This is a genomic window from Pseudoalteromonas sp. BZA4 (assembly GCF_040104395.1).
Lineage (GTDB): Bacteria > Pseudomonadota > Gammaproteobacteria > Enterobacterales > Alteromonadaceae > Pseudoalteromonas.
In genome coordinates, this window is record NZ_JBECOT010000002.1 from 63,381 (window position 1) to 86,440 (window position 23,060).

The window sequence follows — 23,060 nt, forward strand, 5'->3', positions numbered from 1 at the left end:
ATTCTGGATGTTAGTTTAATTGGTACTGCTTTACCGCTCGATTATGTTCTTGCAATGTTTTCGAAAATTGATGGCTGCCATCCCCTTTCGCAACAAAATACACATATTCAGACTCAGGTGGATTAACCGCGGCCAAAATCGCTGCTTTGGAAGGCATGGCTATGGGTGTTGGCGGCAAGCCTTTTATCTTATACGTGTTATACGGTGTATAGGTTGTTAAATCTTTTCGCTTTATATCACCGTCAAAATCAGCACCAATACCATAAATAACTGTTGGATCGGTTTGTAAGCGCATATTGGTTTTTAAACGATTGGTAAATACCGCAGAAATTAGTGGTCGCTCAGAAGCAAGGCCCGTTTCTTTTTCGATAATAGAAGCCAGTATTAACGCTTCATACGGTGAGCTTAATACTAAATCTGCTGCTCTAGTTTGCCATGCGGTGTCTAATTCCTGCTGCATTTTGTTGTATGCGCGTTTTAATAATCCGCTGGCACTATCTTCACTATGGTAGTGATAGGTGTCAGGGAACAACCAGCCTTCTAAATTTTCTTGCGTGTTACTTATCTGCGTCGCTAAATTTTCTGTGTCTAAATCTTGTGTTAAATGCGCTTGTTTCTGAATATTAGCAACAACGTCTCGAAGTGGCTGACCTTCAATAATTGTGAAGCTAAAGCTCACTTGTGCACCTTGATTGATACGACGAATATTATCAATAACAGCGCTTGTATCCAGTTCATAAAGACCCGCTTTTAGATCAGTAATCGTAGGATCTATTTTAGCAAGTACCTGAAATTTAAAGCAGCTATCAACCCACTGCTTTGCTTGCCATGCTTGGCAAAGCTGATTAAAGCCGGTGCCACGTTCTACTTTAAATAAAGTACTATTTTCAACTTTTAACGGCATTTTTAATGCTGATTGAAGCTGTTGATAGCCAATACCACAACATAGCAATGCTAATAACAGCACGCTAATAATGACTTTTATCACACACTCTCCTTGGCAAACTGCGCCGTTAATAGCGCTTTACTGCATTCAATATCAAACTGTGTATCAGCAATTCGTGCAACGGGAACCACGCCCATTAAACTATTACACATAAATACGGCATCCATAGCTAAAAGCTCATCTAGTTGGATTGCTTTAAATTCAATGGCTAACTTATCACATAAAGCGCTGAGATAAACCCCAGTGATACCGCAGCGGTCTAACTTAGGTGATATAACTTGACCGTCTTTAATAGCAAAAATATTTGCAGCAGAGCACTCAATCGCATTGTTATCATAATCAAGTACAACAACGTCATCACATTCAAGGCTGCTCATTTGCTTTTTGATAAGCACTTGCTCTAAACGGTTCAATGTTTTTAAGCCTGCAAGTAAAGGTTGATTCGCAAGTTTCACGTCGCTGACCGCTAGGTTTACACCCTGCTGCTGCCAACTTTTATAGTGTGAAACGGCAGGTATTATACTGATCAACACTTGAATACATGGTGTATCTGGTAAGCCATAACCACGCCCACCTGCACCACGGGTGATAACTATTTTTAAAATACCGGTTTGTGTATCACTGATTGCGTGGTTAACTTCACGCTCAATTGCAGATAAATCTAATTCGGGGAAAAATAGTCTTTGCGCGCATTCTTCTAAACGCGCTTTGTGTAAATCCCAGTGCTCAACGACAGAATTCACCACAGAGGCCGTGGTAAAAAAGCCGTCACCATAATTTAAGCCACGATCTTGCGTGCTTATTGTAGTGTCTGGTGTGATTATTTTTATTGTTTGTTTTAATTTACTCATACAAAAAAGCCCAGTTAAACAACTGGGCTCTTCTTTTTAGTCCGTTGTTAAAAAGAATTATACCTTTTTAAACAGCAACGAGCCATTAGTACCACCAAAACCAAATGAATTACATAGTGCGTAATCCAATTTAGCGTCACGTGCAGTGTGCGGTACGTAGTCTAAATCACAGCCTTCATCTGGGTTATCAAGGTTGATTGTAGGGCTTACTTTCTGGTCAACAAGTGACAAGATAGTAATGATCGACTCTACCGAGCCTGCTGCACCTAACAAGTGACCCATCATTGATTTAGATGAACTTACCATCACATCTTTCGCTGCATCGCCAAAAATAGTTTTAACAGCTGATGTTTCGGCTTTATCGCCTGCATTCGTCGATGTACCGTGAGCATTAATGTAACCAACTTGGTCTGCATTAACTTGTGCATCGTTTAGAGCATTTTCCATCGCTAGAGCTGCGCCTGCACCGTCTTCAGGTGGAGACGTCATGTGATATGCATCACCACTCATACCAAAACCAACGAGTTCAGCGTAGATTTTCGCGCCACGTGCTTTAGCATGCTCATATTCTTCAAGTACGATAACACCAGCACCATCGGCAAGAACAAAACCGTCACGGTCTTTATCCCAAGGACGAGATGCTGCTTGTGGATCGTCGTTACGAGTTGATAATGCACGTGCTGCATTAAAACCACCCATACCAATTGGTGTCGATGCTTTTTCAGCACCACCGGCTACCATTGCATCTGCATCGCCGTATGCAATCATACGCGCAGCATGACCAATGTTATGTAGACCTGTAGTACAGGCTGTAACGATTGAAATATTAGGGCCACGTAAACCGTGCATAATCGATAAATGACCAGAGATCATATTGATAATGGTCGAAGGCACGTAAAACGGAGAAAGCTTACGCGGGCCGCTGTTTAATAGTTTAATGTGGTTTTCTTCAATTAAAGTTAAACCACCGATGCCAGAACCCACTGCTACACCAACACGAGTGGCGTTTTCTTCAGTGATCTCTAGACCAGAATCTTGTAGTGCTTGTACACCCGCTGCAATGCCATATTGGATAAACAAATCCATTTTCTTTGCATCTTTCGGTGACATGTAAGCTGATGCATCAAAGTCATTCAGCAAACCTGCGAATTTGGTGCCGAAACTTGAGGTATCGAAATGCGTGATAGTTTGAATACCACTTTTACCGTTTAACAAACCTTGCCAAGTAGATTCAACATCATTACCTAGCGGTGTCAACATTCCTAAGCCAGTTACGACGACTCGACGTTTAGCCACGGGTTGCCTCCAATAAGGAAATTATTTTAGGTGGGGTGTATACCAAATTTATTAGTATCATTCTATAGATAGACTAAGGGCAGCTTAATGCTGCCCTTAAAATCAAAATGCGTAAAATTACTCAGCGTGAGCTGTAACGTAATCGATTGCAGCTTGAACTGTAGTGATCTTTTCAGCTTCTTCGTCTGGGATCTCAGTGTCGAACTCTTCTTCAAGAGCCATTACTAGTTCTACAGTGTCAAGTGAATCAGCACCTAAGTCGTCAACGAAAGAAGCTTCATGTTTTACTTCTTCTTCTTTAACACCTAGTTGCTCAATGATAATTTTCTTTACGCGTTCTTGGATGTCGCTCATTCTTCTTTCCTTTATTAAAAACGCCAATGCGTTATTTTCAGATTGCGGCGTAGTTTACGCCGCATAATTCTGTGATTCAAGGATTTGCTGATAATTACTTATCTGGTCAAACCTCTCGAATAGTATTTGTTCATTTATCGCTTATTTTAATAGCGAATTCAAGTATGTTTAAAGCAAGATCACAAAAAATTCAACAATTTTCGATAATCTTTCGTTAGCAAATTTTTGCTAACTTTCATTAAACCATGTACATCGCGCCATTTACGTGCAATGTTTCGCCTGATACATACGCAGCAGCGTCAGATGCTAAATAACATACCGCAGCAGCGATTTCTTCAGGTTGGCCTAAACGCCCTGCAGGTACATTTGCAAGCGTAGCTGCTTTTTGGTCTTCAGTCAGCTCGTCTGTCATATCTGTTTGGATAAAACCAGGTGCAACAACGTTCACTGTAATGCCACGTGATGCCACTTCGCGTGCTAATGACTTAGTAAAACCAATTACACCCGCTTTCGCTGCAGCATAGTTAGCTTGACCCGCATTACCCATAGTGCCCACAACAGAACCGATATTAATGATACGGCCATTTTTCTTTTTCATCATAGGGCGTAAAACAGCCTTAGATAAACGGAAAATTGAGCTTAGGTTAGTATCGATGATGTCATCCCACTCACCGTCTTTCATTCGCATTAATAAGTTATCGCGAGTAATACCCGCATTGTTAACTAATACGTCGATATCGCCTAAATCAGCCTTGATCGCAGCAAGTGTCGCCTCAATCGATTCAGGATCTGTAACGTTAAGGGCATAACCTTTACCGTTGTCACCTAGGTATTCACTGATTTTAGCAGCACCTGATTCGCTTGTTGCAGTACCCGCTACTTTTGCACCTTGTGCAACTAGCGTATTTGCAATCGCTTTACCAATACCACGGCTTGCACCAGTGATTAGGACAACCTTGCCCTCAAGAGAAAATAAATTTGTCATTCTATTCCTACTTATTTCGCTTCATCAATAGCAGCTTGCGTATTAACCGCAGCACATACCATTGCTTTATCAATTCGTTTAGCAAGACCCGTTAATACTTTACCTGGGCCAAACTCATAGCTTTGTGTGATACCTTGAGCAACTAATGCTTGTACAGTTTCAGTCCAGCGAACTGGGCTGTAAAGTTGACGTACTAATGCATCTTTAATTGCTTCACTTGATTGCTCAGCTTTTACATCAACGTTATTGATTACATCACACTTAGGTGTATTAAATGTTAAAGCGGCTAAATCAGCAGCTAATTTTTCAGCAGCTGGTTTCATTAGTTCACAGTGAGAAGGTACGCTTACTGCAAGTGGTAAAGCACGTTTAGCACCTGCTTCTTTACATGCTTCTGATGCACGCTCAACTGCCGCTTTGTGACCGGCAATAACAACCTGACCTGGTGAGTTGTAGTTTACTGGTGAAACAACTTCACCATTTGCTGATGCTTCACACGCTGCTTTGATTTCGTCGTCACCTAAGCCGATGATTGCAGCCATAGAACCAACACCAGCAGGTACTGCTTCTTGCATATATAAACCACGATTTTCTACTAGTTTAACTGCTTCGCTTAAGCTTACAACGCCAGCACAAACTAATGCTGAATACTCGCCTAAACTGTGACCAGCCATAATAACATCGGCATCAGGGTTTGCGTCTAACCATTGACGGTAAATAGCAACACTAGCAGTAAGAAGTGCTGGTTGTGTACGATGGGTTTGATTTAATTCTTCTTCTGGACCATTTAGTACAAGTGCAGCTAGATCATAGCCAAGAGCTTCAGATGCTTCAGCGAATGTTGCTTTAGCAATTTGAGAATCAGCTAATAGTTCAGATAACATGCCCACAGTTTGTGAGCCTTGACCTGGAAATATGAGTGCAATTTTATGTGCCATACTTTGCTCTTATAATTAAACAAAAAAATATTCTGTAGCAGGCAGCATAACAAGTTTTAGATATGCTGCACTACTTTGTTGTTGGATGTGTTTGCTCAAAAATCGCAGCGATTTTTTCAGGGAGTTGGCGTTCGACTTCCCGCGCGGCTTCATCAATAGCAGCATGAAACGCCTTTGGTGAGGCATTACCATGGCTTTTAACAACAATACCGCGCAATCCTACCAGACTTGCGCCGTTATACTGGTCGGGGTTCACCCGCTTGTAGAGTTTTTTTATCACTGGACGCAATAAAAACGCTAAACTTTTGTATAAGAAATGTTTGTGTAAGGCTTTGGTGAGTTTATGCATGATCAGTTTGGCAATACCTTCACAGGTTTTTAATGCCACATTACCTACAAATCCTTCGCACACAATAACATCGGCTTTTCCGCTGAAAATATCACTACCTTCACTGTAACCTGTGTAGTTGAGATATTCACACTGCTGCATTAACTGTGCAGCTTGTTTTATTCCTTCATGCCCTTTGATGTCTTCAGAGCCAATATTCAATAAACTAACTCTTGGGTTATCACACCCAAGTGCCTGCCCTGCTACCACAGAACCCATAATGCCAAATTGATAAAGGGTTTGTGCGTCACAATGCACATTCGCACCTAAATCAAGTAAATAAACAGGGTTTTTACGTTCGGTTGGAACAGCAGAGATTAATGCCGGACGTTTTACGCCTGGAAGCATCTTTAATACATAATGCGCCATAAAAAATAACGCGCCTGTATTACCAGAGCTTACACACGCTTGCGCTTCACCCGATTTAACTAAATCGAGGGCAACTCGCATTGATGAATCTTTTTTAGAACGAACCGCTGAAGCAGGTTCACACGCGTTTGTGACGACTTCGCTACAATGGCGAATTATTAAACGAGGGTGTGAGACAGAATCGAGTGCTTCGAGTTCTTTTAGAATAACTTGCTGATTACCACATAAGATGAGTCTTAAGTTGGTATTAGCATTTACCGCTTGCACGGCAGCGGGGATAGATGAACGGGGGCCGTAATCGCCCCCCATCATATCTAACGCTATGGTTAGATTGGTCAGCATATAGCAATCTCTTAGTTAGAAATTACTTTAACGCCTTTGTAGTAACCGTCAGCAGTTACGTGGTGACGACGGTGAGTCTCACCAGAAACTTGATCTACAGTTAAAGTTGGACCACTGATCGCATCGTGTGAACGGCGCATGCCGCGTCTTGCACGAGACTTTTTGCTTTTTTGTACAGCCATTAGTCTTCTCCTAAGAATCTTTCTTAAGTTGTTTCAAAATATCAAATGGATTTGGTTTGTCATCTTTTGCTGCTAATTTACCAAAGCTAGTAGGCTCTGATGAATAACTGCATGAAGCTTCGTTGTGTGTAGGCACTATTGGAATAGCTAAAATCAGTTCGTCTTCGATTAACTCAAATACGTTGATTTCACCGTTTTCGTCCAGCTCTACTTCATCGTAACCTTCAGGTAGATGATCTGACTCTGCATCCAAACCAATTGGCGAATACACAAAGTCTTGTTCCAAATCCAACCCTAATTCTCCATTACAGCGTTGACAAGTTACAGTTACATGTGTTGATAAGTTACCACTTATTACCACTAAACCTTGCTCGTCAATTTTGCAATGAATCTTTACCGCTATTTCACCTGCTTCCTCCTGCACAACTTGCTCTAAACGAGAAAGTTTTTCAAGCGGGACAATACCGTCATACGTTAAACGATGTTGAGCTGCTTTGCTGGGATGAAGAGTGATGGGAATTTTCACCTTTTGCATAGGGGCTGCATCATATAGATAGTTAGTAAGTTAGTCAAAGTAAAAAACCAATTTTGGTAGGTTTTTAACGATCTTCTGCTTTGTTTTCGGATTCATTGTGGCTTATCCTTGGCAAAATACAATTTTCATCCAGAATTTATTATGAAACCAACACTTATATTAGCGTCAAGCTCACCATTTAGACAGCAATTATTAACTAAGTTTAACTTACCTTTTCAAAGTTTTTCTCCAGATATTGATGAGTCCCCTATCGCAGCTGAAACGCCAGAGCAATTAGTTGCTCGTTTAAGCGAACAAAAAGCCCGTGTTGCCAAACAACATTATAGTGAAGGTTTGGTAATTGGCTCTGATCAAGTTGCGGTATTCAACGATACTATTTTAGGTAAACCTCATACTAAAGAGAATGCCATTAAGCAGCTTTCATCGTTTAGTGGCCATACAGTGACCTTTTTAACGGGTTTAAGTGTATTTGATATACAAAGCGATAAAGCAATTACCACCGTGGTGCCATTTGATGTGACATTTAAAGCACTCACACTTGAACAGATCAATGCTTATTGCGATGCAGAGCAGCCATACAACTGTGCAGGTAGCTTTAAAAGTGAAGGATTAGGCATCTGTTTATTTGAAAAGCTCAGTGGCGATGACCCTAATACATTGATAGGCCTGCCACTGATCACATTAACTAAAGTGCTGGCTGAGTTTGGTGTTGACGTGTTAACGCTGCAAGGGGCGTAGTTAAAACCTGCAAAAGTTGTTGGTATGAATCAACAACACACAACGGCGTATGTTGTTGCAACTGCGCCGGGCTATGGGCACCAAAACTCACTCCAATACAAGCAATACCTGCAGCATTAGCCATTGCCATATCCAGTTGACTGTCGCCAATCATCACAGCATCAGCTTTTGCTATACCCTGCTCGTTCAAAATTTGCTCAAGCATATCTGGAGATGGTTTAGACTCAGCATCATCTGAACATTTGACATTCACAAAATACTGACCAAGGCCTGACTCATTAAGAAGCCTATTAATGCCTTCACGTCCTTTACCGGTAGCCACAGCCAATTGCATATCTGCATCGCTTAACTGCTTTAAAACGGATTCTACATCTTTAAATAAAGGTGTAGGTGTAACATCTAACTCACGGTACTGTGCTTTATAACCTGCAACGAGTTCGTCGCTTAAATGTAAATGCGCCGGAAAAAGCACTTCAGTGGCTTTTGCCAGCGACAAACCAATAACGTCTTTCGCTTGTTGCTCTGTTGGAACAGGAATACCTAAATCTCGCGCAGTATTTCGCAGGCAGGTAACAATTTTTGGCACAGAGTCCATCACAGTGCCATCCCAATCAAAAATAACCAGCTTAAACTTGTTCATTATCGGCACGTAGCTTTTTGATACAGTTTTGAAGTGCATTATCGAGTGGTGCTTCAACATGCATAGTTGTTTCGTTTTTAGGGTGCATAAAACGTAAATCATGGGCGTGTAAAAACAAACGATTTAAACCAGTCAGCTTATTTACGTATTGATCAAACTCTGCAACGCCGTATTTATCATCACACGCAATTGGATGACCTTTACATTGCGTATGTACACGAATTTGGTGAGTACGCCCTGTTACCGGCGACGCTTGCACTAATGAGCACTCAGCATATCGCTCAAGCACACGAAAACGCGTGTGCGATGGTTTACCTTCGGTATTATCAACACGCACCACACGCTCACCAGACTTCAAGGTGTTTTTACGAAGTCCTTCGGTGACATTTTTCGTTTTAGAATCCCATTGACCATCAACTAATGCCCAATAGTTTTTCTCCATGGTTTTTTCACGTAACTGTTTATGTAAATCAGTTAACACTGAACGACGTTTAGAAATAAGCAAACAACCTGATGTGTCACGGTCTAGTCGGTGTACAAGCTCTAAACTACGCTCTTCAGGACGAAGTACGCGAAGCGCTTCGATTAAGCCATAACTTAGGCCACTGCCACCATGCACAGCCATACCCGAAGGCTTGTTGATCACCATTAAATACTTGTCTTCAAACAAAATGGCGTCTTCAAGTTGTTTTACTTTATCGAGTTTTTTTGGCACAAACTCTTCTTTTTCGGCCACTTTAATAGGTGGAATACGAACCACATCATTAAGTTGTAGTTTGTAGACAGGTTTTATGCGTTTTTTATTTACTCGCACTTCGCCTTTACGAAGGATTTTATAAACTGCACTTTTAGGCACACCTTTTAGGTGAGTAATAAGAAAGTTATCAATACGTTGACCTAGATGGTCTTCACCTATGGTAACAAACGAAACTTGTAAGCCGGTTTTTTCTGACATTGCCTAATCACTGATTTAAGTAAATAATTTAGTTGCTAACGCGACTGTAATAGTGGGATAATCACCGTCGCGAACATAAAGTTTGCAAGTAACAACGGTGCTTTTATCACATTAATACATTCGTGAAGCATATTCTGGGTTGCCGATCATACAGATCCGCGCTAAGTTTTCCAAAGCTTTTATAATTACCCAGCCAACACGAGCGTTCAATTATCGGCGATGCGCGTAATATATTGCCTGAATAATTTGAGCACGAATGTTGATTAATGAACATAAAAAGCAATTGAACAAGATAAATTGACTGATAGTGACGACGTAGCAACGTCATTCAGAAGCAGCTGTTGTAGCAAGACATTGAATAAAAATTTGAACATGGTCGACTTCGGGACAAAACTCGTAAATTAAAACCGCAGAATTGGCGGCAGTTTTGACACCTATAAGAATTTAATAACGTGACAACATGTTATTGTCAGCCACACCTAGTGATGCTCAATGTAAGCAAACAACTTCAGGTTTTGACTTTACCCAGTCGTGAGACTGCACAAAAACAACCGTCAGAAACCACTGAACAGACGAGTTTATATCGTCATGTCAGCGACAGAATTAGTAGAGTAACAATATGAAACGTATGCTAATCAATGCGACGCAGCAAGAAGAAATGCGCGTTGCACTGGTTGATGGCCAGCGCCTGTATGATTTAGACATAGAGAGCCCAGGTCACGAACAAAAAAAAGCAAATATTTACAAGGGTAAAATTACCCGTATCGAACCGTCACTAGAAGCTGCCTTTGTTGATTATGGCGCTGAGAGACACGGTTTCCTTCCTCTTAAAGAAATAGCTCGCACCTACTTCCCACAAGGCTATACATTCCAAGGTCGTCCAAATATCCGTGACGTGATCAAAGAAGGCCAAGAAGTAATTGTGCAAGTTGATAAAGAAGAGCGTGGCCAAAAAGGCGCTGCGTTAACGACTTTTATCAGCGTTGCAGGTAGCTATTTAGTACTTATGCCTAACAACCCTCGTGCCGGTGGTATTTCTCGCCGTATCGAAGGTGATGAGCGTACTGAACTCAAAGAAGCACTGAGCCGTTTAGAACTACCTAAAGGCATGGGCTTAATTGTTCGTACTGCAGGTGTTGGTAAATCATTTGAAGAACTAGAGTACGACTTAAAAGCACTATTAGTGCATTGGCAAGCAATTCAGCAAGCTGCTGATAGCGGCCCTGCTCCGTTCTTAATTCACCAAGAAAGTAACGTAATTTTCCGCGCAATCCGTGACTATTTACGTCGTGATATTGGTGAAATTTTAATTGATAAAGCACGTGTATTTGAAGAAGCGAAAGCCCATATTGAGCGTTTCCGTCCTGACTTCATGAGCCGTGTTAAGCTTTATCAGGGCGATGTACCACTATTCACCCACTACCAAATTGAAAGCCAAATTGAGTCTGCTTTCCAACGTGAGGTTCGCTTACCATCAGGTGGTTCAATTGTAATTGACCCAACTGAAGCGCTTACGTCTATCGATATCAACTCATCTAAAGCCACTAAAGGCGGTGATATCGAAGAAACAGCACTTAATACTAACTTAGAAGCGGCAGACGAAATTGCCCGTCAATTACGTTTACGTGACTTAGGTGGTCTTATTGTTATCGACTTCATCGATATGACACCACCACGCCACCAACGCGAAGTAGAGAATCGTTTAAAAGACGCTGCTCGCCCTGACCGTGCCCGTGTACAGATTGGTAAGATCTCACGCTTTGGTCTGCTTGAAATGTCGCGTCAGCGCTTACGCCCATCATTAGGTGAAGCAAGCCAAGGTCCATGTCCTCGTTGTAATGGCCAAGGTACGATTCGTTCTAACGAATCAATTGCACTGTCTATCCTTCGTTTAATCGAAGAAGAAGCAATCAAAGACAACACATCACAAGTAAATGCACAAGTGCCTGTGGCTGTTGCCGCTTACCTATTAAACGAAAAACGTCGTAGTGTTCAACGCATCGAAAAGCGCCATAACGTTGATGTTGTGATCATTCCTAATCAACACATGGAAACGCCACATTACGAAGTAGTTCGCTTACGTAAAGACGAAACAATCGAAACAGTAAGCTACGAGCAAGTTGTTGCTCCTGAGCCAGAAGCATTTGAAATGGCTAAAGCGCCTTCAGCACCAGTTCGTGAAGAGCCGGTTCTTAAAGGTGTTGTTATGCCTACTACACCTGCGCCTCAAGCTGCACCGAAAGCTGAGCAAACAACACCTGCGGCTAAAAAGTCAGAAGGTGGATTATTTGCTGCCATTGGTAAGTTCTTCAAGTCGTTATTCAGCAATGCCGAAGAAGAAGCTGAAAAAGAGCAAGAAGAGAAAAAAGCTGCACAAAGACGTAGCAATAATCGTCGCAACAACGACAACCGTCGCCGTAGCAACAACCAGCGCCGTCGCAACTCTCGTAATAAACGTCCTGACGATGCACAAGCTAAAGAAGAAAACACAAATACTTCAAATAAGCCTGAGCAAAAAGAAGGTAACGAGAATCGCAACAAACGTCGTCGTAATTCTAACAACAGAAAACGTAATGAAAAACGTAATGATGATGTAGAACAAACGAATAAAGACACTGCACCAGAGACGAAGTCTGAGCAGCCAAAGGAAACTAAACCTAAGGTTCGTCGTCAACGTCGCAACTTACGCAAAAAAGTTCGCGTAACAGATGAAAGCGCAGATGAAGCAAAAGCAGTACAAACGACTGAAACAACTGAGCAAGCACCTAAAGCTGAAAAACCAGCTAAGCCTGCAAAAGAAAAAGTAGCAGTTGAAACTGAACAAGCAGAACAGCCCGTTGCTGAAAAGCAAGTACCTGCAGAACCAGTAAAAGCTGACGCTGAGCCTAAACAAACAGAGCAAACTGAATCGGTAGTTGAATCATCAACTGATGAAGAACAAGCTCAACCTCGTACACGCTCTCGTCGTTCACCTCGCCACTTACGTGCTGCTGGTCAACGTCGCCGTCGCCCTGAGCATGATGAAAAATCAAGTGATGAGAAAACTGATGCGCCAGCATTTATTCCAGTTGCCGACCAAGCTGCTGCTGAATATGAAGCTGAGCTAAAAGCGAAACAGGCTCAAACTGAAGAACCAGTAAAAGCTGAAGAGCCAGTAAAAGCTGAAGAACCAGTGAAAACTGAAGAACCAGTGAAAACTGAAGAACCAGCACAAGCTGAAGAGCCAGTTAAAACTGAAGAACCAGGAAAAGCTGAAGAGCCAGTTAAAACTGAAGAACCAGTAAAAGCTGAAGAACCAGCACAAGCTGAAGAACCAGTAAAAGCTGAAGAACCAGTAAAAGCTGAAGAACCAGTAAAAGCTGAAGAACCAGTGAAAGCTGAAGAGCCAGTTAAAGCTGGAGAACCAGTGAAAGCTGAAGAGCCAGTTAAAGCTGAAGAGCCAGTACAAGCTGAAGAGCCAGTTAAAACTGAAGAACCAGTAAAAGCTGAGGAACCAGTGAAAACTGAAGAGCCAGTAAAAGCTGAGGAACCAGTGAAAACTGAAGAACCAGTTAAAACTGAGGAACCAGTAAAAGCTGTAGAACCTGCTAAAAATGAAAAAACTATTTTAGTAAAAGGTTCAGCAAGCGCTGCAATGGCAAAACCTACGCCTGTTGCAGATAGTGAGCCAGAGCCAACACCAGCGGCTATGGCGCATGACAAGCGTACAGCTATTCCAGATAGCGGCCTTCGTGCAGGTTCAATTAAACCTGCTGGCAGAGCCCGTGCTGATATGGCAAAAACCTTAGCGGCTGATTAATTTAGTCACTTAATAAAAAAGCCGCGTTTATAACGCGGCTTTTTTGTATGTATTCTTCTTATAAAGTAATATCTTGTGTACCTAGGTGATTTGCATAGCCACCTACAAGAACCTTATAAACACCCTGCTCATCCGAATAAACACTGGCAGAAATATGTGAACTGCACCCCATCGCTCGGCCTTGTTCAAACTTGAAATGGTTTTCTTGCTTTACAAATACGTGTTTTGATAAATAGCATGCAAGCGCACCACTGGCACTACCGGTTGCTGACTCTTCGGGTATACCAACCAAAGGCGCAAAGTTACGACAGCTTGCGGTCAGCTCACTTTGCTCTTCAAATAATTCAAAGGCATGCACACCTATCACGTTATGCTGTTGGCAGAACTCGCTAAGCGCCACTTCATCGATAGTGATTTTATCTAAGTAGCCATTCGGCACAGCGACTATAATATCCGGCAATCCTGTAGTTATTACATCGATCGGCAAGCCGGTTTCTGCCAGAGTCGTTTCACCAAGCCCTAATAAGCCTGCAAGGTCGTCATAAGCAAAGCCCCCAAGGTATTTTGGCAAGGCTTGCTCCATGGTAACTTGACCGTCTTCGGCAATTGTTACGCCTAACAGGCCCGCTTTTGTCCGTTGAGTGTAATAGCCAGGTTTTAATAACCCTTGTTCGAAGAGCGTAGCAAACACCGCTAGGGTTGCATGGCCACAAAAATCAACTTCTTCCGTTGTCGTAAAAAATGATACAGCAAAGTCAACTTCATGATCTTGCGCCACAAATGCGGTTTCTGAAAAGCCAATTTCTTTTGCAATCGTCAGTTTTTCTGCGCTGGTGAGTTTATCTGCATTCAACACAACACCTGCTGGGTTGCCGCCTGTATTATTTGCACTAAACGAGTTAACTAAAAATGCAGTTATTATCATTATTGTATGCCTTGGTTTAAGTTTAATTCATAAAACAACATGCCATTTTCCTTAGATGCTTGCTTTTCAAAAGCCAACTTTTTTAAAAGTTTAATTGATGGTGTATTAGACTCATCAACACCAGCAATGAGCTTATGCCAGTGTGACTGAGTACCTGCGAGGTTTATAAATCCCTGCAATAATTCAAATGCAAGGCCCTGCCCCCAGTACTGCTCAGCTAAAAATAACCGATATGTGCATCATGCTTTTCGGTATAGATAAATAAAAGCCCAACAACTTCTTGTTGTTGAGATTGCAGCATTAGTAAACGGCACTCGTTAAGCATGTTAGCCAGCCACTTTTCAGCAGCAGCTATAGAATCTATCCCCTGAAAATAACCAGGTAAGTTTGCAACTAAAGCAGGGGTTAATATCGTTGGTAAGGCAATCGTTAATTGATGATGCTCAACCATAGACGAGCTTGCGTCTATTTCAATCACATTTAATCTTTTCGTAGTGAAAGATAAATTCATTTTTCATCACCCGGAAAAGCATTAGTTAATGCCATTTATTTGAAACAATTAAGATTGCAACACTAACGCTTATTACAGCAAATAAAAGACCGATAATCAGTTGCTGGTATGCAATGAAGATAGAAAATCCAATAGCGGCACCGATACAAAAAAGTAGCCCAGTATTAGCTTTGTTACGTTTTATCATGGTCGTGTCCCTTATTTAGCTGTTGCTTTATTCCTAGTACTCATTTTTTACATTACTTCTGCCCTGAATATCCATGTTGCTGCAAGGCAAAATTATTAAATGAAGTTACTTTTCTATGACCTCTAGTTCATCGTATTCATATTTAGAAATTTTTATTGCATAGACTTTACTGCGCCACTTACTTCTCGACTCAGCGGATACATTTGCATGATCTAGCGTTGTTTTAATCATAAGTAAGAATGAATCATCATGTTCTACAAAACTAACGTATTGCCAGCCTTTGGATTTTGGTAATTCAAATAAGGCTGGAACTTCGTAAAGATCGCCTGTATTTACTGATATGAATAACCTAGCATTTGGGCAAGTTTGATATTCACCATCACATTCAGTCTGCGACTCCCAGCTTTGAATGACCCTAATTTGCGGGAAAGATTTATTCTTATAAAGCACTTCCATAGAAGAAAATATAAAGCTAAGTTCAGTATTAGACAGCTTCTGAACCGATTTAGCCTGAAAGCTTGACGCAAGCATTAACAACACTAGAATCCTGTACTTCATATAATCAACCTTGTTATTCGGTATTCATTACTGTTTCGGTAAGTCAGGGTCGAGCTTCCCGCCTTCGTTAATATAAACGCTGTCCTTTATCAATTCAGACAAGTACCCTGCATAGCCTTTTAACTCAGGATCAGTCACCGATTTCAATGCTGTTTCCAAATCGTCTAAGTAACCTACATTTTTATTTTGCTCTGCAAACTGCTTTGAGTAGTTCGTCGCCAAATAAAGGTATTCAAGTCGTTTATATCCATCTAAATCTCCATTTAGGGCATGTTGAATCTCTTGAAATGCTCTAGCTCGATAGCTATTTGCCTTATCAAGGTACCCTAAAGACTGCTGCCAACGAGCAAGGATCCTTAGCAACTTATTTTTAAAAAATTCATCTTTTTCGCGAAGTGCGTAAGTTTGCTCGAGCAAAGCTAATTTTTGCTCTAGAGTTGGCTTCGAAATGTGTTGAGACGAAAGAAATTCCGTTATTCTCTCGATTTCTGCAGGTTTAAGTTCGTCAAAGTCCCCAATTAAAGCTATAAAACCCGATGTTTCGCAAAACCAAATGCCATTACTTTCCGTATGTGGCCAAAACACCTGGTCATATTTTGATGGCCAACTGTAAATATAACCACCATAGCTTGCAGGCTCAGCAACCGCACATTTTGCACCCTTAACGATTGGGTCATCTACTTCTAACTCTCCCCACGTTGTTGAGTTAGCAAAAGATGATAAAACCAATAAAGCCACTGATAACTTTTTTTTCATAAAAACTCTCTCATAAACATCTTTAAAGATTTGATAAGTAGTTACACCTTCACGATATTCACTAGAACGTTTCAAAATCAGTTAAGGGGTTATAATTGTCATTTTAATTTTCAGCTGTTTGGTTTTGTGGATGAGTTACCACTTGCCAGCAGCCTCCCGAGGGCATGCATTTTTTATCTCTGTGACAAGTTTTCTTTGCTGAGCCGTCGGTTCACCTTCAACATTCGCTACCTCATCGACGAGATAACAAATTGAAGCTGCTTGCTCTTTTGTTACTTTATCTAAGCATCGCTCAATTACTTTGTGAGGTTTATCGTAAACGTCGCTAGTATGCCCTAACAAATGCGTACTTGAGCGTAATAAATCAGTTGCTTCTTTCATAGTTAAATGAAATTCGCTGTTAAAAAGCGATAAGATTTTTTCTTTTTGTTCTTTACTCATTTCACCGTCTACTTTGGCTACTGCAACCATATATAACGCAGCTACATCCATGGGTGAATCTAACTTAAATGCAGGATTTAAATCATGGTGTTTCCTGAATTTACGACGTCGGTACCAGCTAAAAGGATTCAACCAACCAATATCTATCCCCCCTTCTTGAAGTCGATTCAGTAACACCAAAATGGTCACTACAATACCTAAAACACCTAATACAACATGCATAATTTTTCCTTATTTTTATTGCAGTCTATTGTTATTTATATTTTTTAAATTCTTCAGCCGTAAAATTACTTTTAAATGTAAAAGCATGTGGTGTGTCGCCGTTTTCACGAAGATTTTGCAACCTTTCTAATGCCTCTTGAGGGGTTGGAATATGGTTATCTTCAATCCACCATAAAACATAGCTATCTTCTGATAAGCGCTGAAACCATTCACCTTTTCTGCGCATGAAATCTCTGTGATGTGTGCGAAACATAAAATTTTTAAGATCTTCAACGCTTTCCCACACAGACATATTGATTATCATATTCGGATCATCAAACAATTTAATATTGGTGGCATCGCCTGATTCGTCTTTTAATCGCCATACAAAACCTGCACTGTTTTCAGCAACGCCATTTATTAAGTCAAGATTATCAACAAAATCTTTTATTTCAGGGGCATCCAATGGATATTTAGCAAGAGCAATATTTAGTTGGGCAAGTTTCATTTATGACTCTCCTTAGCCATCGGGGGAATTTGTACCTTTAATGTCTTAAAACTAAGCGATACTGAAGGAAAAGAAAAGCATTTTTACGCCTTCCACTATTCGAATTTTTATATTAACCATGCTTAAAACCATCAGTAGATGTTTTACTAAATCAATGATGGCAACTGGAGCTACTTTATCTAATCTCCGCCACCGCAATCACCGCCGCAGTCAGAAGATGAACTGTCTGATAAACTAAAGCAAAGAAAATATTAGAAGTAAATTTTTTACTTTAGCTTAGGTAAAGCGAGTTGAAATTCTAAAGCTGTAAATTCATCTCTAGTGTAAGGCCCTAAACCGAAATGTATTTATTGTTTGACGCAATGTTTCCTCCTGTAGTGATTGTGTTTTCAAGCACATAAAAACTAAAAAGCCCAGCAAATGCTGGGCTATAAAAAGAGTATTTATCAGCTTATCGCTTAAAACTTAGAGCTTTAAGCTTGAGCAAGATTAACTTTCGTCTTGCTCCATAAAGCGCTGAAGCTGGTCTTTAAGATTAGGTGGAATACCTTTGATCACTAGTGTATCGGTTGCTTCGTTATACATTACGCGCTCACCTAAGTGTTTACGTTCAAAGCTCACGCTAACACCGCCGCCCATGCCAGAGAACTTCACCATACTAGTGACTGTTTTCTTATCAACAGGGAACGACTCTTCTAAGTCATAGCTTTGCTCTTGGCAGAAGCTTTCAAATGGGCTGTCGTCATTTTTCGATAAGGTTGCAGAAAGCTCTTTAACGTTGGCATCTTCACCGGTGGTTACGCAATCATTACAGTAATCAAAAACTTGCTTACGTAGCTCGTCTTTTTCTGACTTGTCGTATTGTTGCTCAGATAAATAGTCTTCTACAGCACTAAGCATAACTTGGCTTTGCTGTTTAGGATCAATGCCCTCTTCGCAGCCTAAAAAGTCTAAAAAGAAGTCAGCCACTTTACGACCTGCACGACCTTTAATAAACGACACATAGCGATTATCTTCTGGTTGCGTATCCCACGCAGTTAAATCGACACGTGCAGCTAGTTGCATACGCGAAATATCTAAGTGACGAGATGAAGCTAAATCAAGCTCAGAAGTAATTGAGTAATGCTCTTTAATATTGATCATCGCAATTAACAAGAAGTCACTTGCAACATATTGATAATGGCAAAAAACTAAATAACCCGTTTCGTTAAAGGCATACTTATTTAACTCTTCTTTTAGCACATTCGTTGCTTGCTCTGTCATGTGCCAAAAGCCAAGTTCGTCGTTACGGTAACTTTGCATTGCCGAAGCAACAATGCTGTTTTTCTCGCCGCTGAATGCACAGTAGCCTTTACCTGGCTTACCATTATATGCATGGTGTAGCTGCTCGATAAAAACGGCTACTTTATCGTTAACAACCATTTCATCATTGCGTAAATGAATATCTGTATCGTCATCTTTTTTGTCTACATAATGAACGACTAATTTTTTAACATCTATTGTCATCTTTGTTTTTCACGCCTCTGGTGTTAAAATACGGGAATATAACTCTTTTTATCGAACCAACTGATGCCTATCATATCAAAATATTCTAATGAGCAAGTAGAACAAATCGTTGATCAGCTGATTGATGTACTAACAGAGCACAAAGCGCCTGTTGATTTAAGCCTTATGTGTTTAGGAAATTCTATCACGCATATTTTAAAAGAGCATGTACCATCAGAGAAAAGACAAGCTGTTGCCGACAACTTTGCAAAAGCATTAGCACAGTCGGTTAAATAAGATTTATGAATTTATCGCAACAAAGTCAGTTTTCTTCAAAAGTAAGTCAGCTTTTAAGTTGGGGCCATTGGTTCACCTTTGCAAACATAGGTTTAGTGCTATTTATTAGCTTAAGCTACTTAGTTGCAGACAGTGCACCGACAACCTTCATGGGCTATTTATACATGCTCGTGACCTGGTTAAGCCACACCAGCTTTATTACTTTTATTGCCTTTGTTTTAACGATATTTCCATTAAGCTTAGTGTTTCCATACCCTCGGCATATCCGAGGGATGGCAGCCATTATTGCAACCCTCGGCGCGTCATTCTTAACGCTTGATGCCTATGTTTATTTTAACTTGGGTTATCACTTAAATACGTCTGCTCTACCTGAAATCGTTTCTTTGTTGTGGCACCGCTTAACAAGCTCACCAGCATTAACAACGATTCTTGCAGGCGGCATTGTGCTGCTAATTCTAGCATTCCAATTATTAGTCAGTAACTACACCTGGCACCATTTGGCACGCTTAAAACAATATAAGTTCCCGCGCTATGCAACCAGCACTATTTTAGTGTGTTTTGCACTTAGCCACAGTATTCATATTTGGGCAGATGCCAATTTAAAATTTGATATCACTAAACAAGATAATGTATTGCCGTTGTCTTACCCTACTACAGCAAAAAGCTTATTAGCTAAAAACGATTTACTAGATCTAGAAAGCTACAAAGAAGCACACGATGTGAGGCTTGACCCACATAATATTGATTACTTAGCTCCTACTCCACTTGCCGAGTGCAAAGCTGAGTCGAGTGCGACTATCGATATTTTAGTATTTGAAAATAATGCTGACCTTGAGCAATTTGTTGCCACTGAGCCAGCATTACGTAAAACAGACTTGTTCTTACAGCCAGTAGAAACCGAAGATACGCTATTTAGTTTAGTGTACGGCCTGCCAGCATTTTACAAAGCCCCTATTCTAGACAAACAGCAACTACCTGTGTGGCTTGCTGATAATCGCTCAATTCAAATTAATGGTTTTGAGCAATTCGAATTTATTAATAACGACGACCAAAACCCAGCGGTTCGCCTTGTACGCGCAGACGCTACAACACAAGCGCGTGAATCTGCTAATGCCGTATTTGCTTTTAGTCTTGCACAGCAGAGCAATGGTATTGTTACAGCCTCTCGCTTATACAGCTCAGATAAAAAAGTTGTACAAACCGAAGGCCTTATTCAACCAAGTGATATTATCGCCACCAGCGTGGGGCATTACCTTGGTTGTAAAACCCTAGCTAAACAAAGCATGTTAGGCAGTAACTTATACAAGCGCCATGACGACACCGGTGTTAACTACTCGCAAAATGTATTTATTGCATTTAAAAAAGACAGAATTACTCTGATAGATTCAGACGGTAACTTTAAAAATATTTCAGCAGCGCAAGGCTTTGCCATTGAACAAGGATTAGATATTCCATTCTTAGTGCAAAGCATTAAAAAGCTGAAACGATATACGCCCTAGCGCTTATTGATAAATCAATATTTCGAGCTAGCTTTAGATATTAGACACCTTATTTGATTAGGAGACACGGACGTCATGAAAGCCATAATCATTTATCTAATATCACTTACACTACTTTGTTTTACCAACAAACCATTTGCTGCCACCACAGAATACTATAAATGTGTCACAGACAGAGGCACCGTATTTAGTGAATTTCCCTGTGGTAGCCGTGCAACCAAACATAAAATTCAAGTAACCGACCCAGACTTACAAGCTCCGCAAAACTTTGTTAAAGAGCTCAACGAGCTTGAGCGCCAGCAAATTATCAGAAACCTCGAAGCTGAAATTCGCAGCTATAAACACCGTTTAGATATTTTAAGCCGTGATCGAGACCGAGCTCAGTACCAGCAAGAGCAGCGCTTAAACCGAATTTTGTCTGATAAAGAAGCTAAACAAATTAATAAAGACATAAAAAAACAGCTAAAAGCAATTAACAAGCAATACGGGCGCGACGTAAAAAGTGTTAATAAAAAACTCGCAAATCTAGAGAAAAAACTAGCTCGCTATAATTAAATACACTTTACTATTGGGTTTGAAGAATAAATAACATATTCTTAACACCAATAGAGTTATTGCTCTATGTTGGTATAAGTAAGGAGTTTATATGCAGCCACAACACATTGCAGAGTTAATTTTATCTGGGTTTCGCAATCACTATAAACTCTTTCAAGCAATTACAGCCAAGGCACCACTTGCGTTTGCACATCGTGATTGGCAAAAAATAAATGAGATAAGCAAACTTAGAATTAGCCATTACGATGATCGGGTTAACGAAACCATTGCTAAGCTTAAGTCGCTCAACGAACAGCAAATTATTACCTTAGATCAAACCTGCTGGCTCGAAACCAAACAGCTCTATCAGCAATTTTTGCGCTTTCACCCTCAAGCAGAACTCGCCGAAACCTTTTACAACTCTGTTTTTTGTCGTTTATTTCATCGTCGTTATTTTAATAATGACTTTATCTTTGTAAAAGCGACGCTTGCAGATGCCCCCGCGCTACCAATGGAAGTTGAATACCGCAGTTACCACCCTGTTGTTGATGGCTTAAGACCCACGATACGCAAAATTATTAATCAGTTTGATTTTAAAGCGCCCTTTGTTGATTTAGAACGCGATATTCGCTTGCTCGTAAAAGCCTTTTATAAACAAGCGCCCGATACACATCACCAAGCATGGCAAATGCGCTTTGATATACTGCAAGCCCCGTTTTACCGAAACAAAGCGGCTTATATTGTTGGCCGCGTGGTGTCAGAAAGTGGCGTACAGCCATTTATTATTGCGGTGTTACACCATGAAGACAAAGGGCTATACCTTGATGCCCTACTCACCAAATCATCGCAAATGCGGGTTATCTTTGGTTTTGCCCGTGCTTATTTTATGGTTGAAACCCATGCACCATCAGCGTTAGTACGCTTTTTAAATCAACTTATGCCAAACAAGACCCTGGCAGAGCTTTACAATGCAATAGGCTTTCATAAACAAGGTAAGACCGAGTTTTACCGAGAGTTTTTAAGTCATTTAGATCATTCAAACGATCAGCTTGTAATTGCCCCTGGTACACCGGGTATGGTGATGATGGTATTTACCCTGCCGTCGTTTGGATATGTGTTTAAAGTCATTAAAGACACCTTTGGTGAAAGCAAACCCTTTGGCCGCGATACCGTATTAAAACGCTATCAATTAGTAAAAAGCCATGACCGTGTTGGCCGCATGGCCGACACCATAGAGTATTCGAACGTCGTATTTCCACTAGCAAGATTTGATAGTAAATTACTTGCAGAGTTACATAAAACCATTGGTTCTTCGATGATTATTGAAGGCGAATGGTTAATCATCAAGCATTTATATATTGAAAGACGGATGACACCGTTAAATCTGTATCTTGAAAATGCCAGTGAACAACAAGCGTTTGAAGCAATAGAAGAATATGGCCAAGCTTTAAAAGAAATGATCGCCGTAAATATTTTCCCAGGCGACATGCTGTTGAAAAACTTTGGGGTAAGTAAACATAATCGCATTATTTTTTACGACTATGATGAAGTTCAGTACCTAACAGACATGAACTTTCGCGCCTTACCAAAAGCAAAGTCGTACGATGATTACTTAACCAATGAGCAAAGTTACTCTGTGGCACCACAAGATGTGTTTCCAGAGCAATTATGTACCTTTGTGACAGCAAACCCGGTGTATAGGCAATATTTATTGAGTACACACCCAGAGCTTGAAGATCCAGCCTATTGGCGACAAGCACAATACAATTATAAGCAAGGTGTAGTTAGCCACATTTATCCATACCCTGCTGCACAACGATTTATCCATTATTGGTAAACA

The 23,060-nt window shown here is 40.7% G+C and carries 25 protein-coding genes; 6 read left to right on the forward strand and 19 right to left on the reverse strand.

Annotation, left to right across the window (positions count from 1 at the left end; all coding sequences use genetic code 11):
• Positions 1–10 precede the first annotated feature (10 nt).
• From mltG to yceD, 9 genes are all read right to left on the reverse strand, one after another.
• Positions 11–988, reverse strand: coding sequence for an endolytic transglycosylase MltG (gene mltG / locus ABMY41_RS01300; protein ID WP_349273971.1), 978 nt, complete (start codon positions 986–988; stop codon positions 11–13).
• Positions 985–1,797: an aminodeoxychorismate lyase gene (gene pabC, locus ABMY41_RS01305; RefSeq protein WP_349273973.1), complete on the reverse strand. Its 813-nt coding sequence runs from the start codon at positions 1,795–1,797 to the stop codon at positions 985–987. Before pabC ends, mltG begins: the two co-directional genes overlap by 4 nt.
• Positions 1,798–1,854: 57 nt before the next feature.
• Positions 1,855–3,093: a beta-ketoacyl-ACP synthase II gene (gene fabF / locus ABMY41_RS01310; RefSeq protein WP_054554715.1), complete on the reverse strand. Its 1,239-nt coding sequence runs from the start codon at positions 3,091–3,093 to the stop codon at positions 1,855–1,857.
• 117 nt (positions 3,094–3,210) lie between these two features.
• A complete protein-coding gene (gene acpP, locus ABMY41_RS01315) occupies positions 3,211–3,447 on the reverse strand; it encodes an acyl carrier protein (protein ID WP_016707440.1) in 237 nt (78 codons plus the stop codon).
• A gap of 238 nt (positions 3,448–3,685) precedes the next feature.
• Complete coding sequence (gene fabG / locus ABMY41_RS01320) at positions 3,686–4,432, reverse strand: 3-oxoacyl-ACP reductase FabG (protein ID WP_054554714.1); 747 nt, start codon at positions 4,430–4,432, stop codon at positions 3,686–3,688.
• An 11-nt stretch (positions 4,433–4,443) separates the two neighbouring features.
• Positions 4,444–5,370, reverse strand: a complete 927-nt coding sequence (gene fabD, locus ABMY41_RS01325; RefSeq protein WP_349273975.1) for an ACP S-malonyltransferase — start codon at positions 5,368–5,370, stop codon at positions 4,444–4,446.
• A 70-nt stretch (positions 5,371–5,440) separates the two neighbouring features.
• Entirely contained in the window at positions 5,441–6,469 is a 1,029-nt protein-coding gene (gene plsX / locus ABMY41_RS01330) for a phosphate acyltransferase PlsX (protein WP_054554712.1), read from the reverse strand.
• Between the two features lie 11 nt (positions 6,470–6,480).
• Positions 6,481–6,651: a 50S ribosomal protein L32 gene (rpmF, locus tag ABMY41_RS01335; protein WP_036967969.1), complete on the reverse strand. Its 171-nt coding sequence runs from the start codon at positions 6,649–6,651 to the stop codon at positions 6,481–6,483.
• 10 nt (positions 6,652–6,661) lie between these two features.
• The gene (yceD, locus tag ABMY41_RS01340) at positions 6,662–7,186 is read right to left on the reverse strand and encodes a 23S rRNA accumulation protein YceD (protein ID WP_054554711.1); all 525 of its coding nucleotides are present in this window, start codon (positions 7,184–7,186) and stop codon (positions 6,662–6,664) included.
• 141 nt (positions 7,187–7,327) lie between these two features.
• On the opposite strand from yceD, the gene ABMY41_RS01345 reads away from it, so the two are divergent.
• Entirely contained in the window at positions 7,328–7,924 is a 597-nt protein-coding gene (locus tag ABMY41_RS01345; RefSeq protein ID WP_287243068.1) for a nucleoside triphosphate pyrophosphatase, read from the forward strand.
• On the opposite strand, the gene ABMY41_RS01350 is transcribed toward ABMY41_RS01345, so the two are convergent.
• Together ABMY41_RS01350 and rluC are read right to left on the reverse strand one after the other, a co-directional pair.
• Entirely contained in the window at positions 7,872–8,564 is a 693-nt protein-coding gene (locus ABMY41_RS01350) for an HAD-IA family hydrolase (RefSeq protein ID WP_349273977.1), read from the reverse strand. The genes ABMY41_RS01345 and ABMY41_RS01350 overlap by 53 nt on opposite strands.
• Positions 8,551–9,519 (reverse strand): 23S rRNA pseudouridine(955/2504/2580) synthase RluC, encoded by a 969-nt coding sequence (gene rluC / locus ABMY41_RS01355; RefSeq protein ID WP_054561362.1) that lies wholly within the window; start codon positions 9,517–9,519, stop codon positions 8,551–8,553. The genes ABMY41_RS01350 and rluC overlap by 14 nt, the downstream gene beginning before the upstream one ends.
• 619 nt (positions 9,520–10,138) lie before the next feature.
• Here rluC and rne point away from each other — a divergent pair.
• Positions 10,139–13,318: a ribonuclease E gene (gene rne, locus ABMY41_RS01360; protein WP_349273979.1), complete on the forward strand. Its 3,180-nt coding sequence runs from the start codon at positions 10,139–10,141 to the stop codon at positions 13,316–13,318.
• A gap of 58 nt (positions 13,319–13,376) precedes the next feature.
• Here rne and ABMY41_RS01365 read toward each other — a convergent pair whose 3' ends face one another.
• From ABMY41_RS01365 to yejK, 8 genes are all read right to left on the reverse strand, one after another.
• A complete protein-coding gene (locus ABMY41_RS01365; RefSeq protein WP_349273980.1) occupies positions 13,377–14,243 on the reverse strand; it encodes a PhzF family phenazine biosynthesis protein in 867 nt (288 codons plus the stop codon).
• A gap of 217 nt (positions 14,244–14,460) precedes the next feature.
• A complete protein-coding gene (locus ABMY41_RS01370; protein ID WP_349273981.1) occupies positions 14,461–14,754 on the reverse strand; it encodes a hypothetical protein in 294 nt (97 codons plus the stop codon).
• A 25-nt stretch (positions 14,755–14,779) separates the two neighbouring features.
• Complete coding sequence (locus ABMY41_RS01375; RefSeq protein ID WP_349273982.1) at positions 14,780–14,941, reverse strand: hypothetical protein; 162 nt, start codon at positions 14,939–14,941, stop codon at positions 14,780–14,782.
• Between the two features lie 105 nt (positions 14,942–15,046).
• Positions 15,047–15,499: a hypothetical protein gene (locus tag ABMY41_RS01380; RefSeq protein ID WP_349273983.1), complete on the reverse strand. Its 453-nt coding sequence runs from the start codon at positions 15,497–15,499 to the stop codon at positions 15,047–15,049.
• A 27-nt stretch (positions 15,500–15,526) separates the two neighbouring features.
• On the reverse strand, positions 15,527–16,330 hold the full coding sequence (locus ABMY41_RS01385; protein ID WP_349273984.1) for a hypothetical protein: 804 nt from the start codon (positions 16,328–16,330) through the stop codon (positions 15,527–15,529).
• Between the two features lie 60 nt (positions 16,331–16,390).
• Entirely contained in the window at positions 16,391–16,918 is a 528-nt protein-coding gene (locus tag ABMY41_RS01390) for a TerB family tellurite resistance protein (RefSeq protein WP_349273985.1), read from the reverse strand.
• Positions 16,919–16,949: 31 nt separating this feature from the next.
• On the reverse strand, positions 16,950–17,405 hold the full coding sequence (locus ABMY41_RS01395; protein ID WP_349273986.1) for a DUF3291 domain-containing protein: 456 nt from the start codon (positions 17,403–17,405) through the stop codon (positions 16,950–16,952).
• A gap of 489 nt (positions 17,406–17,894) precedes the next feature.
• The gene (yejK, locus tag ABMY41_RS01400; RefSeq protein ID WP_054554703.1) at positions 17,895–18,911 is read right to left on the reverse strand and encodes a nucleoid-associated protein YejK; all 1,017 of its coding nucleotides are present in this window, start codon (positions 18,909–18,911) and stop codon (positions 17,895–17,897) included.
• Positions 18,912–18,974: 63 nt separating this feature from the next.
• On the opposite strand from yejK, the gene ABMY41_RS01405 reads away from it, so the two are divergent.
• From ABMY41_RS01405 to aceK, 4 genes are all read left to right on the forward strand, one after another.
• Positions 18,975–19,187, forward strand: a complete 213-nt coding sequence (locus ABMY41_RS01405) for a DUF1414 domain-containing protein (RefSeq protein WP_036967930.1) — start codon at positions 18,975–18,977, stop codon at positions 19,185–19,187.
• A gap of 5 nt (positions 19,188–19,192) precedes the next feature.
• Positions 19,193–20,686 (forward strand): DUF3413 domain-containing protein, encoded by a 1,494-nt coding sequence (locus ABMY41_RS01410; RefSeq protein WP_054561351.1) that lies wholly within the window; start codon positions 19,193–19,195, stop codon positions 20,684–20,686.
• A gap of 75 nt (positions 20,687–20,761) precedes the next feature.
• Complete coding sequence (locus ABMY41_RS01415) at positions 20,762–21,241, forward strand: DUF4124 domain-containing protein (protein WP_252948306.1); 480 nt, start codon at positions 20,762–20,764, stop codon at positions 21,239–21,241.
• Between the two features lie 91 nt (positions 21,242–21,332).
• Entirely contained in the window at positions 21,333–23,057 is a 1,725-nt protein-coding gene (gene aceK / locus ABMY41_RS01420; protein WP_349273987.1) for a bifunctional isocitrate dehydrogenase kinase/phosphatase, read from the forward strand.
• The last annotated feature ends 3 nt before the right edge of the window (positions 23,058–23,060 follow it).

Coding starts and splice junctions, on each gene's coding strand:
- ABMY41_RS01370 (WP_349273981.1), bottom strand. CDS start 14,754: ATGAATTTATCTTTCACTACGAAAAGATTAAATGTGATTGAAATAGAC.
- ABMY41_RS01365 (WP_349273980.1), bottom strand. CDS start 14,243: ATGATAATAACTGCATTTTTAGTTAACTCGTTTAGTGCAAATAATACA.
- ABMY41_RS01380 (WP_349273983.1), bottom strand. CDS start 15,499: ATGAAGTACAGGATTCTAGTGTTGTTAATGCTTGCGTCAAGCTTTCAG.
- acpP (WP_016707440.1), bottom strand. CDS start 3,447: ATGAGCGACATCCAAGAACGCGTAAAGAAAATTATCATTGAGCAACTA.
- ABMY41_RS01350 (WP_349273977.1), bottom strand. CDS start 8,564: ATGAACAAGTTTAAGCTGGTTATTTTTGATTGGGATGGCACTGTGATG.
- ABMY41_RS01405 (WP_036967930.1), top strand. CDS start 18,975: ATGCCTATCATATCAAAATATTCTAATGAGCAAGTAGAACAAATCGTT.
- aceK (WP_349273987.1), top strand. CDS start 21,333: ATGCAGCCACAACACATTGCAGAGTTAATTTTATCTGGGTTTCGCAAT.
- rne (WP_349273979.1), top strand. CDS start 10,139: ATGAAACGTATGCTAATCAATGCGACGCAGCAAGAAGAAATGCGCGTT.
- ABMY41_RS01390 (WP_349273985.1), bottom strand. CDS start 16,918: ATGCATGTTGTATTAGGTGTTTTAGGTATTGTAGTGACCATTTTGGTG.
- ABMY41_RS01375 (WP_349273982.1), bottom strand. CDS start 14,941: ATGATAAAACGTAACAAAGCTAATACTGGGCTACTTTTTTGTATCGGT.
- fabD (WP_349273975.1), bottom strand. CDS start 5,370: ATGGCACATAAAATTGCACTCATATTTCCAGGTCAAGGCTCACAAACT.
- rpmF (WP_036967969.1), bottom strand. CDS start 6,651: ATGGCTGTACAAAAAAGCAAAAAGTCTCGTGCAAGACGCGGCATGCGC.
- ABMY41_RS01410 (WP_054561351.1), top strand. CDS start 19,193: ATGAATTTATCGCAACAAAGTCAGTTTTCTTCAAAAGTAAGTCAGCTT.
- pabC (WP_349273973.1), bottom strand. CDS start 1,797: ATGAGTAAATTAAAACAAACAATAAAAATAATCACACCAGACACTACA.
- ABMY41_RS01345 (WP_287243068.1), top strand. CDS start 7,328: ATGAAACCAACACTTATATTAGCGTCAAGCTCACCATTTAGACAGCAA.
- fabG (WP_054554714.1), bottom strand. CDS start 4,432: ATGACAAATTTATTTTCTCTTGAGGGCAAGGTTGTCCTAATCACTGGT.
- ABMY41_RS01395 (WP_349273986.1), bottom strand. CDS start 17,405: ATGAAACTTGCCCAACTAAATATTGCTCTTGCTAAATATCCATTGGAT.
- yejK (WP_054554703.1), bottom strand. CDS start 18,911: ATGACAATAGATGTTAAAAAATTAGTCGTTCATTATGTAGACAAAAAA.
- rluC (WP_054561362.1), bottom strand. CDS start 9,519: ATGTCAGAAAAAACCGGCTTACAAGTTTCGTTTGTTACCATAGGTGAA.
- plsX (WP_054554712.1), bottom strand. CDS start 6,469: ATGCTGACCAATCTAACCATAGCGTTAGATATGATGGGGGGCGATTAC.
- yceD (WP_054554711.1), bottom strand. CDS start 7,186: ATGCAAAAGGTGAAAATTCCCATCACTCTTCATCCCAGCAAAGCAGCT.
- ABMY41_RS01415 (WP_252948306.1), top strand. CDS start 20,762: ATGAAAGCCATAATCATTTATCTAATATCACTTACACTACTTTGTTTT.